At 71.2% G+C, this 13,134-nt stretch carries 15 protein-coding genes, 1 other RNA gene and 3 pseudogenes; 9 read left to right on the forward strand and 10 right to left on the reverse strand.

What is annotated here, in order from left to right:
• On the forward strand, positions 1-484 hold a 484-nt coding region (locus JNW89_RS12880; protein ID WP_238449115.1), incomplete at its 5' end, for a histidine phosphatase family protein.
• Between the two features lie 19 nt (positions 485-503).
• Here JNW89_RS12880 and JNW89_RS12885 read toward each other — a convergent pair.
• Genes JNW89_RS12885 through JNW89_RS12910 form a run of 6 tightly spaced genes read right to left on the reverse strand, consistent with a single transcriptional unit; the run spans position 504 to position 2,534 of the window.
• Positions 504-707: a hypothetical protein gene (locus JNW89_RS12885; protein WP_238449116.1), complete on the reverse strand. Its 204-nt coding sequence runs from the start codon at positions 705-707 to the stop codon at positions 504-506.
• Positions 704-943 carry a YbaB/EbfC family nucleoid-associated protein gene (locus tag JNW89_RS12890; protein ID WP_238449117.1) on the reverse strand — a complete coding sequence of 80 codons (240 nt, stop codon included), beginning with the start codon at positions 941-943 and terminating at the stop codon, positions 704-706. The genes JNW89_RS12885 and JNW89_RS12890 overlap by 4 nt, the downstream gene beginning before the upstream one ends.
• Positions 874-1,074, reverse strand: coding sequence for a hypothetical protein (locus JNW89_RS12895; RefSeq protein ID WP_238449118.1), 201 nt, complete (start codon positions 1,072-1,074; stop codon positions 874-876). The genes JNW89_RS12890 and JNW89_RS12895 overlap by 70 nt, the downstream gene beginning before the upstream one ends.
• Complete coding sequence (locus tag JNW89_RS12900) at positions 1,074-1,487, reverse strand: YbaB/EbfC family nucleoid-associated protein (protein ID WP_238449119.1); 414 nt, start codon at positions 1,485-1,487, stop codon at positions 1,074-1,076. Before JNW89_RS12900 ends, JNW89_RS12895 begins: the two co-directional genes overlap by 1 nt.
• Positions 1,484-2,218, reverse strand: coding sequence for a hypothetical protein (locus JNW89_RS12905; protein WP_238449120.1), 735 nt, complete (start codon positions 2,216-2,218; stop codon positions 1,484-1,486). Before JNW89_RS12905 ends, JNW89_RS12900 begins: the two co-directional genes overlap by 4 nt.
• Before the next feature lie 13 nt (positions 2,219-2,231).
• A complete protein-coding gene (locus tag JNW89_RS12910; RefSeq protein ID WP_238449121.1) occupies positions 2,232-2,534 on the reverse strand; it encodes a hypothetical protein in 303 nt (100 codons plus the stop codon).
• Positions 2,535-2,738: 204 nt separating this feature from the next.
• On the opposite strand from JNW89_RS12910, the gene JNW89_RS12915 reads away from it, so the two are divergent.
• A complete protein-coding gene (locus JNW89_RS12915; protein WP_238449122.1) occupies positions 2,739-3,005 on the forward strand; it encodes a DUF3311 domain-containing protein in 267 nt (88 codons plus the stop codon).
• Positions 3,005-4,659 (forward strand): annotated as a pseudogene (gene mctP, locus JNW89_RS12920) (monocarboxylate uptake permease MctP). Before JNW89_RS12915 ends, mctP begins: the two are co-directional and overlap by 1 nt.
• 198 nt (positions 4,660-4,857) lie before the next feature.
• On the opposite strand, the gene JNW89_RS12925 reads toward mctP, so the two are convergent.
• Positions 4,858-5,334: a MarR family winged helix-turn-helix transcriptional regulator gene (locus JNW89_RS12925; RefSeq protein ID WP_238449123.1), complete on the reverse strand. Its 477-nt coding sequence runs from the start codon at positions 5,332-5,334 to the stop codon at positions 4,858-4,860.
• Between the two features lie 54 nt (positions 5,335-5,388).
• On the opposite strand from JNW89_RS12925, the gene JNW89_RS12930 reads away from it, so the two are divergent.
• Positions 5,389-6,621 carry an MFS transporter gene (locus JNW89_RS12930; protein ID WP_238449124.1) on the forward strand — a complete coding sequence of 411 codons (1,233 nt, stop codon included), beginning with the start codon at positions 5,389-5,391 and terminating at the stop codon, positions 6,619-6,621.
• On the opposite strand, the gene JNW89_RS12935 is transcribed toward JNW89_RS12930, so the two are convergent.
• Positions 6,622-7,383: a sulfite exporter TauE/SafE family protein gene (locus JNW89_RS12935; RefSeq protein ID WP_238449125.1), complete on the reverse strand. Its 762-nt coding sequence runs from the start codon at positions 7,381-7,383 to the stop codon at positions 6,622-6,624.
• A 215-nt stretch (positions 7,384-7,598) separates the two neighbouring features.
• On the opposite strand from JNW89_RS12935, the gene rnpB reads away from it, so the two are divergent.
• Positions 7,599-8,013: RNase P RNA component class A (gene rnpB / locus JNW89_RS12940), an RNA gene on the forward strand.
• A gap of 204 nt (positions 8,014-8,217) precedes the next feature.
• Here the strand turns inward: rnpB and JNW89_RS12945 are convergent.
• Complete coding sequence (locus tag JNW89_RS12945; RefSeq protein ID WP_238449126.1) at positions 8,218-8,823, reverse strand: YdeI family protein; 606 nt, start codon at positions 8,821-8,823, stop codon at positions 8,218-8,220.
• Positions 8,824-9,287: 464 nt separating this feature from the next.
• On the opposite strand from JNW89_RS12945, the gene JNW89_RS12950 reads away from it, so the two are divergent.
• The 3 genes and pseudogenes from JNW89_RS12950 (at position 9,288) to JNW89_RS12960 (ending at position 12,027) form a co-directional block, all read left to right on the forward strand.
• The gene (locus JNW89_RS12950; RefSeq protein ID WP_238449127.1) at positions 9,288-9,668 is read left to right on the forward strand and encodes a YciI family protein; all 381 of its coding nucleotides are present in this window, start codon (positions 9,288-9,290) and stop codon (positions 9,666-9,668) included.
• Between the two features lie 14 nt (positions 9,669-9,682).
• Positions 9,683-10,926 (forward strand): annotated as a pseudogene (locus tag JNW89_RS12955) (RNA polymerase sigma factor).
• A 147-nt stretch (positions 10,927-11,073) separates the two neighbouring features.
• Positions 11,074-12,027 (forward strand): EcsC family protein, encoded by a 954-nt coding sequence (locus JNW89_RS12960; RefSeq protein WP_238449128.1) that lies wholly within the window; start codon positions 11,074-11,076, stop codon positions 12,025-12,027.
• Positions 12,028-12,390: 363 nt separating this feature from the next.
• On the opposite strand, the gene JNW89_RS12965 is transcribed toward JNW89_RS12960, so the two are convergent.
• Positions 12,391-12,696, reverse strand: coding sequence for a hypothetical protein (locus JNW89_RS12965; RefSeq protein WP_238449129.1), 306 nt, complete (start codon positions 12,694-12,696; stop codon positions 12,391-12,393).
• A gap of 139 nt (positions 12,697-12,835) precedes the next feature.
• On the opposite strand from JNW89_RS12965, the pseudogene JNW89_RS12970 reads away from it, so the two are divergent.
• Positions 12,836-13,134, forward strand: a pseudogene (locus tag JNW89_RS12970) (hypothetical protein); the annotation flags it as partial.

Consider the following 13,134-nt stretch of genomic DNA (forward strand, 5'->3'; position numbering starts at 1 on the left):
GGCCCCATCCGTCGCGGCCGTGCTCAGCTCACCGCTGTCCCGGTGTACGGCGACCGCCGAGGCGATCGCCGGGGCGCTCGGCGGCATCCCGGTACGCCCGCAGGACGACTGGGTCGAGTGCGACTTCGGCGACTGGGACGGCAAGACCTTCGCCGAGGTACGCGACCAGTGGCCGGGGGAGCTGGACGCCTGGCTCGCCTCGACCCGGATCGCGCCGCCCGGCGGGGAGTCGTTCACCGCCGTCGCCGAGCGGGTCGACCGGGCGGTGGCGGCGCTGCGCGAGGCGTACCCCGGGGAGACCGTGGTGGTCGTCTCGCACGTCTCGCCGATCAAGCTGGCGTTGCGCGACGCCCTGGCGGCCGGCGACGCCTTCCTGCACCGGCTCTACCTCGACGCGGCCGGCATCTCGGTGCTGGACATGTGGGCCGACGGCGGCGTGGCGGTCCGCAGCGTCAACGACACCGCCCACCTCGCCGCGCGCTGACCGGCGGCGGACCGGCAGGTCAGCCGCGGCCGGAGCGCAGCAGCCAGCGCATGAGGTAGAGGCACGGCAGCGCGACGGCCAGCCACATCAGGCCCACGGCGAGCCGGATCAGGCCCGGCAGCCCCGGCTGGAGGGCGAGGAAGCCCAGGCCGATGGTGGCGACGACGAGCAGGTAGCCGAGGATCGCCGCGTTGCGGCGCGGCGAGCGGGGTGGCCGGGTCACGGGCGGGGCGTCCCTTCGGTCAGCCGCGAGACCAGCCGCAGGGGGTCGCGCAGCACGTCTCCGACGGCGTGGTCGCCGACCCGCAGCGAATCGAGCAGCTCCTGGCGGGCCTCGTCCACCTGCCGGCCGGCCGCCCGGATCGTGTCGGTGACCAGCTCGCCGAGGTTCAGGTTGTCGACGGTACGCCGGGCCCGGGGGTCGATGCGGATGTCCAGCAGCTCCCGCGCCCCGGACATCTCCACGGTGACTCGCCGTCGGGCGAGGAGACGACGTGCCGGCGGTGCGCGGCCCCCTCGGCGAACTCGACCGCGGCGGTCATCGCCGAGGTCATCTGCCGGGCCAGGGCGCTCAGGTCCGGTCGTTGCATCAGCCCACCGCCCCGGTGCCGCGGCGGAACTCGTCGAGCGCTTGCCGGGGTGCGGGCGGCTGGTCCACGCCGTCGTTGCCGGTGATCTCCCGGATCCGGTCGGTGAGGGTGGTCGAGAGCCGGGTCTGGGCCTGGCGTACCGCCTCCAGGCAGGCGGCCCCGAGCTGGTCGGCGTCGAGGTCCCGGACGGCCTGCGGGCTGAGGTAGACCTCGGCCACCTCGCCGTCGCCGGTCACCCGGGCGGTCACCGTGCCGGTGGCGTCACTGGCCTCGACGCTCTCCTCCCGCAGCGCGGCGATCCGGGCGGCGAGGCCGTCCACCCGCTCCCGGACGGCGCGCAGCGAGGGGTCGGTGTAGCCCTGGCGGCGCGCCTCGTCCGCCGCCGCCGCGATGGCCTCCGCGTCCGCGTTCACCGCTGCACCCACTCGGCCGGATCGCCGATGACGATCTTCAGGGACTCGGGCAGCCGGATGCTGGCCGTGTCGATCCGCCCGCTCCGGTCGGCGAACTTGTTGGCCAGCTCGTCGTTGGCGTCGCCGAGGGTCTTGGCGGAGAGCCAGACCGTCATCACGAAGCCGGCCAGCAGGCCGATCACGGCGACCGCGAAGGCCGCCCAGGAGGCGAAGATGCCGATCTTGACGGCCGGCGAGACCGGGCCGGCGGCGTTGGCCGCCACGGCGGCGACGGCGGCGCTGACCGTGGCGACCAGGAACGCGCCGAGGGTGGTGATCACGCCGGCCGCCAGCTGCGCGCAGTACGAGTCCATCAGAGAGCAGGTCTGCGCCATTCGCTCCAGGGCCGGCAGCAGGTCGCCGGTGGCGAACGCGTGGAACTGGGTGGCCGCCGAGTCCTGCCAGAACCCGTCGACCTTCTCAATCTGGCTCAGCAGTTGGGCGTGCATGCTGTCGTACGCGTTCTTCAGCTCGCCCCAGGTGCCGGAGTTGCTGATCCACGGCTCCGGGTCGATGACGTTCGGCATCACCAGCAGCCCGGTCAGGGCGGCCGCCGCCATGCCGGCCCCGGAGGGCTCCAGCGCGACGATCAGGCCGCTGGTGGCGGCGACCACCAGCCCTCGGATCAGCAGTGTGTCGAACGCGTCGCTGTCGGTGTCGGTCCAGCCGCCCTCGTCCCAGCCCGCCGGCATCCGTCCCCCTCGGTCAGTCGTGACTGCGCTGGAAGCCGGCCGCCTGGTCGGCCTCCAACTGCTCGTAGTGGCCGGCGACCCGGTGCAGCGCCGTGCCGATCGCGTCGAAGGTGTCGCGCAGCGCGGTGGTCACCGCGCCCACCGCCGCCAGGGACTGCGCGTAGTCGTCCGCCGCGGACATCGCGAAGAGCGGGAAGGCCCCCTGCGGCAGCTCCAGCCCGGCCAGCGTCGGGCGGGTCTGCTGGTCGAGTTCGTCGGCGTACGTCGAGAAGGAGGAGCCCAACGCCCGCATCGCCTCGGTCGCGTACAGCGACACCCTGCACCACCCCCGTGTCAGTGCGTGAGGCCCCAGGCTAGCGGCGCGCGGCCCGCCCGGCTGCCCCGTCCAGGGCCGGGCACGTCATTCGGCGCAGCGGACTTGCCGCTCGGCGCAGGGTGCGACGACCAGTGGCGTGACGGCGGTCACAGCGTGGTTAGCCTCCGCGCGATCGCACCGACCCACGACCCTTCGGAGACGCAGATGAGTGATCCCGGAACACCACCGGCCGAGCCGGGACCGGATCCCGCGGCGGGCACGGCGTCGTCCAGGGCGAAGGACCACAGTCCCTGGAACTGGCTGCTCTTCATCCCGATCCTGGTGCCGCTGATCCCGGCCTTCTTCAACGCGGACTCGCCCCGGCTCTTCGGCTTCCCGCGCTTCTACTGGCTGCAACTGGCCTACATCCTGCTCGGCGTGACCACCACGACCCTGGTGTACCAGATGACGAAGAAGCGGGGTGGTCGGTGATGTGGCGCGACCATTTGACCGAGATCATCGTCTTCACGGTTCTCTTCCTGCTGGTCAGCGCGATGGGCTTCGTCGCGGCCCGCTGGCGGGCGCCGCGGGACATGGCCCACCTCGACGAGTGGGGGCTGGGCGGGCGCAACTTCGGCGGCTGGATCACCTGGTTCCTGGTCGGCGGTGACCTCTACACCGCCTACACCTTCGTCGCGGTGCCGGCGCTGGTGTTCGGCGCGGGCGCGATGGGCTTCTTCGCCGTGCCGTACACCATCGTCATCTACCCGCTGGTGTTCCTGGTGCTCTGCCGGCTCTGGTCGGTCTCGCACCGGCACGGCTTCGTCACCCCGGCCGACTTCGTCCGGAACCGGTTCGACTCGCCGGTGCTGGCACTGCTGGTCGCGATCACCGGCATCGTCGCCACGATGCCCTACATCGCGCTGCAACTGGTCGGCATCGAGGCGGTGTTGAAGACGATGGGGGTGACCGGGGAGAGCACCGTGGCCCGACACCTGCCGATCATCATCGCCTTCGCCATCCTGGCCGCGTACACGTACCAGTCGGGGCTGCGGGCGCCGGCGCTGATCGCCTTCGTCAAGGACACGCTGATCTACATCGTGATCCTGGTGGCGGTGCTGTACCTGCCCTACAAGCTCGGCGGCTGGGGCGACATCTTCGACGCGGCCGACGCGAAGTTCAAGGCGTCAGCGGCGCCGGGCGACGGCATCCTGCTCAACGCCAACAACCAGCTCCAGTACATCACGCTGGCGTTCGGCTCGGCGCTGGCGCTCTTCCTCTACCCGCACAGCATCACCGGCGTGCTGGCCAGCCGGAACCGCGACGTGATCAAGCGGAACATGTCCGCGCTGCCGGCGTACAGCCTGCTGCTCGGGCTGATCGCGCTGCTCGGCTTCATGGCCATCGCGGCCGGGGTGAAGCCGCTGCCCGGGGCGACGGCGGGGAGCGTGGACAGCAACACGGTGGTGCCGGTCCTGTTCGACCAGCAGTTCCCCGACTGGTTCGCCGGGGTCGCGTACGCGGCCATCGGCATCGGCGCGCTGGTGCCGGCGCGATCATGTCGATCGCGGCGGCGAACCTGTTCACCCGCAACATCTACAAGGAGTACCTGAAGCCGGACGCCTCCCCGGCGCAGGAGGCGCAGGTCTCGAAGGTGACCTCGCTGCTGGTCAAGGTGGGCGCGCTGGCGTTCATCATCTTCCTCGACCCGCAGTTCTCCATCGACCTCCAGCTCATCGGCGGCGTGATCATCCTCCAGACGCTGCCGGCGGTGGCGCTGGGCCTGTACACCCGCTGGTTCCACCGCACCGCGCTGATCGCCGGCTGGGCGGCCGGCATGGGCATGGGCATGTGGATGCTCTACCAGATCGCCAACCCGGCGACCGGGAAGAAGCACTTCGCCGGCTCGGCCTTCCCGCTGTCCGAGTTCGGCTTCGACACCAAGAAGACGATCTACGTGGGCATCGTGGCGGTGCTGGTCAACCTGGTGGTGGCCGCGCTGCTGACCCTGGTCCTGCGGGCCGTGAAGGTCACCGACGGGGTGGACCACACCACGCCGGACGACTACTTCGCCGACGAGGGCGACCCCCGGGTCACCCCGGGCCCCGAGCGCGACGCCGACTCGGCCCGCGAGCCGGTGGCGTAAAGGTTGGCCCGCCCCCGGGTGCCCGCTGCGGTGGGCACCCGGGGGTCCCGCCGCCGGCCGCTGTGCCGAGACGCTATCGAGCTGATGACGTGAACGGATCGGTGGCGACGCCCGGCCGCTGAGTCGTCGACGTCATCAGCTCGGTACTGTCCGCCGCCCGTCCTCGCCCGTGCCGGGCGACGGGTGGCACACCTGCGCTCAGCGGCGGCGGTTCCGGGCGCTCAGCGCCTCGTTGAGCCGGCCCAGCAACCGCGCCAGGGTGTCCCGCTCCTCGGCGTCCCAGTCGCCGAGGATGTCGCCGTAGAGCCGGGTGCGCGCCGCCCGCACCGCCGCCATCCGTTGCAGGCCGGCCGCGGTGGGGGAGACCACCGTGCCGCGCCCGTCCGCCGGGTCGGGGGCGCGGGTGATCAGCCCGTCGCGTTGCAGGGCCGAGACCTGCCGGGTGACCGTCGAGCCGTCCAGGTTGAGCTGCGCCGCGAGCGCGGAGACGTTCTGCGGACCGGCCGCGTCCAGGTGCCGCAGGATCACGTACGCCGCCCGGTCCAGCACCCGGTGCTCGGCGGTGCCGGTGGCCCGGCGGGTCGCCTCGCCCAGGCGCATCAGCAGAGCCACCTCGGTCTCGATCCGGCCGAGGGTGGCCTGGTCGTCCGCTCCCGTGCGCTGGTCGTCGCTCATAGCTGTATGATACAAACAAAACTACCTGTACGATACAGCTATCTGGGAGTTCGAGTGGATCGGCGTTCCGAACCGAACCGCAGTGCCATCTACGCCACCACGCTGGTGGCCTTCCTCGCCATCGCCGGCATCGCCGTCGTCGACCCGATCCTGCCCGCCATCGGCGAGGCCATCGGGGTCACCGCCTGGCAGGTCGAACTGCTCTTCACCGCGTACATCGCGGTGATGGCCGTCGGCATGATCCCGGCCACCCTGGCCAGCGGGAGGTTCGGCTTCAAGCCGGTGCTCGTCACCGGCGTCTCCGTCGTCGGCCTGGCCGCGATCCTCGCCTCGTTCAGCAACGACATCGTCCAACTGTCGGTGCTGCGCGGCGTCTGGGGACTCGGCAACGCGATGTTCTTCGCCACCGCCATGGTGGTGCTGGTCAACCTCGCCAACGACCGGGAGTGGGTGGTCGGCCTCTTCGAGACCGCGCTCGGCCTGGGCTTCGCCGTCGGCCCGCTGCTCGGCGGCCTGCTCGGCCAGGTCAGCTGGCGGCTGCCGTTCTTCGTCTGCGGCGTGTTCATGGTGCTCGCGCTGGCCGTGGCGTCGCGCCGGCTCCGGGAGCCGACCAACCGGCAGGCGCCCGTACGCGTGGGTCAGATCTTCGCCACCTACCGTCGGCCGGCGTTCGTCACGCTCTGCGTGGTCACCGCCGCCTACAACTTCGTCTTCTTCGTGGTGCTCGGCTACACGCCGCTCTTCCTCGGCCTGGACGTCGTCCCGCTGGGGCTGGCCTTCACCGGCTGGGGGCTCGGCCTGGCCGCCGGCATCCTGGTGATCGGCCACCGCCTCGCGCACCGGATCGGCGCCGTGCAGACCGTCGGCGTCGCCCTCGCCGGCCTGCTGGTCTGCATGGTCGGCTTCGCCACCTCCGGCAGCACCGCCGAATCGCTGGTGATCCTGGTCCTCGCCGGCCTCTGCATGGGCCTGGCCAACGCCAACCTCACCGACCTCGCGCTCGGCCTCGGCTCCGCCGACCGGCGGGTCGCCACCGGCGCGTTCAACCTGGTCCGCTGGGGCGCCGCCGCGCCCGCCCCGATCATCTCCGGCAAGCTCGCCGAGCACAGCCTGGCCCTGCCGTTCTGGGTCGGCTTCGGCATCCTCGCCGTCGGCGTGCTGGTCTACCTGGCCTTCGCGCACCTGATGGCCGCCGGCTACGGCGAGCGGGTGCTCTGGTCCCGCTGGAACCGGGCCGCCCGCCGCGCCGAGCACGCCACCGAGGAGCCGGTCGGCGAGGCGTACTGATCAGCGCAGCGCCCGCCAGAGCAGGTAGAGGCCGATCACCGTGCCGAAGGCCACGATCAGCATCTTGAGGAGCACCGGCGGCAACCGGCGGACCAGCCGGGCCCCGACGTACCCGCCGACCAGCGTGGCCGGCGCGACCACCGCGACCGCCGCCCAGTTCACCGGCCCGAAGAGCGAGAACATCACCACCGTGGTCAGCCCGACCACCGCCGAGAGCAGGTTCTTGATCGCGGTGACCCGGGCCAGGGTCGCGTCCAGCACCAGGGCCAGGCCGGCGACCAGCATCACCCCGAGGGCCGCGCCGAAATAGCCGCCGTACACCGCGCCGAGCGCGACCATGGCCTGCACCGTGACGGTACGGCGGCGCGCTGAGAGGTCGCGCGGATGCCCGACCAGCGCGCGCAGCGGATCCTGGAAGGCGAGCACCGCCGTCGCGCCAAGCACCAGGAACGGTACGAGCACCTCGAACGCCCGGGCCGGGGTGGCCAGCAGCAGCAGGCAACCGACGATCGTGCCGACCACCGTGGTGGGCACCAGCGCCGCCAGCGCCCGCCTCGGCGGCAGGTCGACCCGGCTGCCCGCCACGCTGGCCAGGTAACCGGGGCAGACCGAGACCGAGTTGGTGACGTTCGCCGGCACCGGCGGCAGGCCCACCGCGATCAGCGCCGGGAAGGTGATCAGGGAACCGCCCCCGGCCACCGCGTTGACCGTGCCCGCGGCGAGACCGGCGGCGAGCAGAAGCGCGGCGTCGGAAAGATCCATGGTGCCCCGAGGCTAGTACGCCCCGCTCCGCCCCGCGCGGCCACCGCGCCCACCGTCCGCGCCGACTGCGCGGCAGGTGCCGTTTGCGGCATGTCGCGGGGTCCCGCCCCCGGACACCGCGACACGCCGCAAACCGGGCAGCGGGGACTCCTCGGGTGGCTGCCGGGGCGGAAATGGGCGGGGACGCCGCGTCGTTAGGATGAGGGTGCGACGGACGAGTCGACCGGGCGGTCGCGTCGCGGGCTCCGGCCCGCCGCCGAGGAACGTCCGGACTCCACAGGGCAGGGTGGTTGCTAACGGCAACCCGGGGTGACCCGCGGGACAGTGCCACAGAAAACAGACCGCCGGCCCATCGGGTCGGTAAGGGTGAAACGGTGGGGTAAGAGCCCACCAGCACCCCGGGTGACCGGGGTGGCTCGGTAAACCCCACCCGGAGCAAGGCCAAGAAAGGGTCGTCACCGCAAGATGACGGCCCGGCGCAGACGCTTGAGGGTTGCCCGCCCGATGTCTGCGGGTAGGCCGCATGAGCCTGTCGGCGACGGCAGGCCGAGATGGATGGCCGCCGCCGGCACGTACCCCGCGAGGGGTACGCGCCGCGCACAGAATCCGGCGTACAGGTCGACTCGTCCGTCGCCCACCAGGTCAGCCGCCGTCCCATGGTGGCTGACCTGCTGTTTCTTCAGGCGCTGGTGGTCGTCGTCGGTCGTCGCTGGTCGCCCTTTGACGGCCCCGTGGCGGCCCACAGACCACCTCGCCGGGCTGACCGACACGTGGGGCCAGCCCATTCCAGCACCGTTCGCGGCAGATAAGTTCACTTGATCATGAGGATGCCGATTACGGCGAGTTCGGAGGCTTGGCCTTCTGCGGGTAGATCGTCTCGTGGCGGGCCAGCATGGCGACGAACTCGCCGATCTTCCGCTCGCGGGTCTGCGCCCGTTTGACGGCATTGACGCGGTGGATGAGAGCGAACCGGTTGGTTCTGGTGAGTACGTCGAACATGGCCTGGGCGGCGGGGTCGGCGGTGATGGCGGCGAGTAGGTCGGCCGGTACCTCGGCTTCCGACGGCGGGGCGTAGGCGGCCGCCCACCGCCCGTCCGCCTTCGCGGCTTCTACCGCGACGCGGCCTGGGGGCAGCATTCGCCCCTGCGCCTCCAGCCGGGCCACGTGGGCGACGTTGCGTTGTGACCAAGAACTACGGGGCCTGCGCGGGGTGAACCGGATCCAGGAGGTTTCCTGATCCCGTTTACGGGTCTGCCCGTCGATCCAGCCGAAGCACAGGGCCTCGTCGACCGCCTGCTGCCAGGTCAGCGTGGTGACTGTGCCGCCCTTTTTGGTCAGGGCGAGCCAGACGCCGGGCGACGTGGCGTGGTTGGCCGACAACCACGCGCGCAGCGCGTCGGCGTCCGCGACGATCAACTCATCCAATTCGGCGCTCGCCATGACGGTGAGGCTAACGGCTGCGCCATGGCCGCAGCCTCTGCCGGTTGGCCAGCCCGACTCGCCGGGCTGCCACCGCGCCGGGCGCTCGGCGGACCGTCGGGGGCAGGAACTCGATGCTCAGGACGATCTCGACGTCGGGCCGGCGTGTCGGACTCCTCGTGCACGTGCCGCGTGCGGCGAGCGTCGTCCACGACCAAGGGCCTCTGACAATCGCCAGCGCCATCCACGGTGGCGGCAAGACGCCGTACGAGCCGGCGGCGCCCGGTGATCCAGCCACGCACCTCAACCACTCGGTCTGCGGCATGAGCGGTCACGCTGTGCCGCACCATAGACCTGCTCGACTTTCCGGGCTGGTGTCGTATCAAGGCGTAGCCGTTCGTGGAACCAGTGTGCGGCGGCCGGCTGGGCCGCCGGACACGAGGAGTCGGGAGAGGCCCTCGTCCGGGGACTGAGAGGAGACGACCATGACGGAGTACCTGATCATGTTCAACGATGAGTGGGTGCGCGAGCACACGGCGGAGGAGCTGCGCGAGAAGGGCGTGGCCGGCCGGGCCGTGATCGAGGAGATGCGGGCCGAGGGTGTCCTGATCTTCAGCAACGGTGGGCTCGACCGGTCCACCGCGGTCTGCAGTGTCGAGCCGGTCGACGGCAAGCCCGTCTTCACCGACGGCCCGTACGTCGAGACCAAGGAGCACCTCGGGGGCTTCGCTCTCGTGGACGTGCCCGACGACGCGGCGGCGCGATACTGGGCTGGCAGGCTCGCGACCGTGCTCGACTGGCCGCAGGAGGTGCACCGGTTCCGAGGTCCCGGGGAGGCCCGGCGTAACGGCTCTGCGGAGAAGTGAGCGCTGCTGGCGCCGTGACCGGTCCCACCGTCGAGCAGGCGCTCACCCGGGTCCACCACGAGGAGTGGGCGCGGGTGGTCGCCGCCCTCGCGCGCCGTTTCGGCGATCTCGACGTCGCCGAGGAAGCGACGGCCGAGGCGTTCGTAGCGGCTGCAGAGCGGTGGCCGCGCGAGGGCGTACCGTCCAATCCCGGCGGTTGGCTCACCACCACCGCGATTCGCAAGGGGATCGACCGGCTCCGTCGCGAGTCACAGCGCGACGCCAAACACCAGGCGGCCCGGATCGTGTACGACGACACCCCTCCTGAGCCGACCGGCCCAGTCGAGGACGACCGGCTCAGACTGATCTTCACCTGCTGCCACCCCGCGCTCGCGATGGAGGCCCGGGTGGCGCTCACCCTCCGCCTGCTCGGCGGCCTCACCGTCGCCGAGATCGCCCGCGCATTTCTGGTGCAGGAGACCACGATGGCGCGACGGATCACCCGCGCCAAGGCAAAGATCAAAGCGGCACACATTCCCTACCGGGTCCCCTCGGCCGACGCCATCCGCGAGCGGCTCGCCGGCGTGCTCGCGGTCGTCTACCTCGTCTTCAACGAGGGCTATCTCGCCAGCGAGGGGGACGACCCGGTGCGCGTCGACCTCACCGACGAGGCGATCCGCCTCGGCCGCCTGCTCCGAACTCTCCTCCCGGACGACGGCGAGGTGGTCGGCCTGCTTGCCCTGATGCTCCTCACCGATGCCCGGCGGCGGCCCGCGTGTCCCGCACCGGGGAGCTGGTGACTCTCGACGAGCAGGACCGCGGCGCATGGGACCGCACCCTCATCGCAGAGGGCAGGGCCCTGGTCCGTGAGCGGATCGAGGCGGTGGCGACCGGCGGTGACCCACCCGGGCGCTACCAGCTGCAGGCCGCGATCAACGTGGTCCACACGAATGCCCCGTCCGCCCGAGACACCGACTGGTCCACCATCGTCGCCCTCTACGGCCGCATGGTGCTGCTCGACCCCTCGCCGATCGTGCGGCTCAACCGGGCGGTCGCGGTCGCCGAAGTCGACGGCCCCGGGGTCGGGCTCGCCGAGATCGACCGGCTCGCCGAGGTCCTTGACGGCTACCACGCCTTCCACGCCGCGCGCGCCGACCTGCTGCGGCGACTCGGGCGCGGCGGCGAGTCGCAGGCGGCGTACGACCGGGCCATCGGATTCGCCGGCAACCCCGCGGAGCGGGCCTACCTCACCCGCCGCCGGGACCAGCTCGCCGGCTGACCGATACGTGGAGCCAGCCCGTTCCAGCACCGTTCGCGGCATGACAGTGAAGGGCGGCTGAAAATTGGCCGTGAGGACATAGGGCGGCGCCGTCGAGATCACCTAGCCTCTGCTGGTATGAGTGAAGGTCCAGAGGAGATGCCCGCAATGTCGCCGTATGAAGAGCGACGGTGGGCGGAGTTGCAGCGGCACTGGGCGAAGAAGGCCGAGCGTCGCCAGCTGCTCCCTCCGAGAGCCAGGGCCGCGCTCGGCGAGGCAGGTGGACAGGTCAAGGATGCCGCCCGCAAGGCAGGCAAGGCCGTCTCGAACGTGACGCCCCCGGTCGTCAAGGAGGGCCTTGAGAGGGTGGCCGATGCAGCACTGGTCCCTGTCGCCAAGCAAGCAGTTCACCTCCTCGAGCTCGTGACCGACTGGACGACCGAGCTCTCGGATCCCGAGAAGGTGTTGGAGCATCACCGAGCAGCGGGACGCGACGTCGCGAAGCTGGAGGATCTCAAGGCGCTCGACCTCAAACATCTCGACGACTTGTCCCGAACGATGGCCCTGAAGTGGCGAACAAGCGGGGCGCTTCAAGGTGGAGCAATGGGTGTGCTCGCGATGGTTCCGTTTGCAGGCGGCATCGCAGCCATCACCTTGGACATGGTGGTGATGCACGTGCTGAGCACGGCCGTCGCGACGCGGGTCTGTTACGCCTACGGGTTCGACGTGAATGACAACGGAATGAGACACCTTGTCGATCGAATGGTGGTGCGCGCCTATCGCAGCCAAGCGCCGAAGGTCGAGACCGCTCGAAAGGCTGGCGCGGCATTCAACGTCGCCAAGGACCGGGTGCGATGGAGCCAGAAGTTGCGAGATGACCACAGGCTGATGGCAGCGGTCGAGAATCTCATGAAACAGTTCGCGAACGGGCGGTCGGTTCCAGTCGACAAAGTTGCGAAAGCGATGCCGGTGGTTGCCGTGCTCGCCGGGGCGGGCACCAACGCATACGTCCTTGGCGACGTTGTGCATCAGGCTCGCCTCTACGCCCAAACCCTCTATCTGGCCGAAAAGTATGGACTGCCCGTCCCCGAGAACCTCCGACACCGGGGCGACGGCGAGTGAACTTCGTTCTCAACGGCCGAACAACCGAGCTCCTCCTCCGCAGCTGACGGTCTCGGTCGTCGGCCCGGCGGTGGCGCCGGGTGGCGTCCGGGTCAACACCGGTTCCTGGTGCAGTGCGGCGACCGTCTCCGGATCGGGGTGGCAGGCGCGGTCGGAAAGGTCCCCCGATATCGCGTCGCCCAACCGGCCGCACCCGCCGACGCCCAGTGCCAACGCGGCCAGCACGACCGCGGTGCGGAGAACGCGGACCCGTCTCACGGGCACACCCCAGACTTGTCGATCTTCCGGCGGTGAGCACAGGTCCGCCGACTTCCGGCGCACCATCCCGATCCGCGACCGACCCGCACCGCCGAACACGTACCGCTACGACACGATCGGTTCCGCCCAGGCGGCGTGCCCGAACTCCCAGGCCCAGGAGATGCCCTCCGCGTCGCCCCTGGAGAGCCAGACGGACGCGGCGATCAGGTGTTCGCCGGCCGGCACGATGGCCACCCGCTGGCGGACCCGTTCGGCGTGCAGGATTCGGTACCGCAGTCCTTCGATCTCCACCACACCGCATTCGGGCCCGGGCCGGTCGGAGGTCGACTCCACCGTCACCGCCCAGCCCGCCTTGATCGCCTTGTGCACCCACACCTCGAACGCCCGCTGGCGACCGTCCTGCTCGCTCACTCAGGCGAGGATCTCGACCGGGTCGGTGCGGGTGTCCATCGTCGTCCTCCTGTGGGGCCGGAACCTCGCGGCAGCCTACGGCGTGCCGGCGCCCGCCGCGGCCCCCACGTGGGGCAGGAGCACCGCCTACAGTCCACTCGTGCCGATGCTCGCCGCGCCCGCCGTACCGCTCGGATCGATGGCCGCGCTGGCGCAGCCGGAACTGCGCGCCGAGGGCGTGCACCTGCGTCCGTGGCTGGCGGCGGACCGTGCGGTGGTGGCCGCGTACGCCGACGCCGCGATCCGGCGGTGGCACTGCCGGTCGATGACCGACGACGAGGCCGCCGCTGATCGCCGCCTGGCCGGGCCGGTGGCGGGCGGAGACCGGCGCCGGGTGGGCGGTGTGCGATGCCGGGGTGGTCGTCGGCGCTCGCTGCGCGGGTCGTCCTCCGCCGACGG

This window comes from Micromonospora sp. 4G55 (assembly GCF_016803375.1).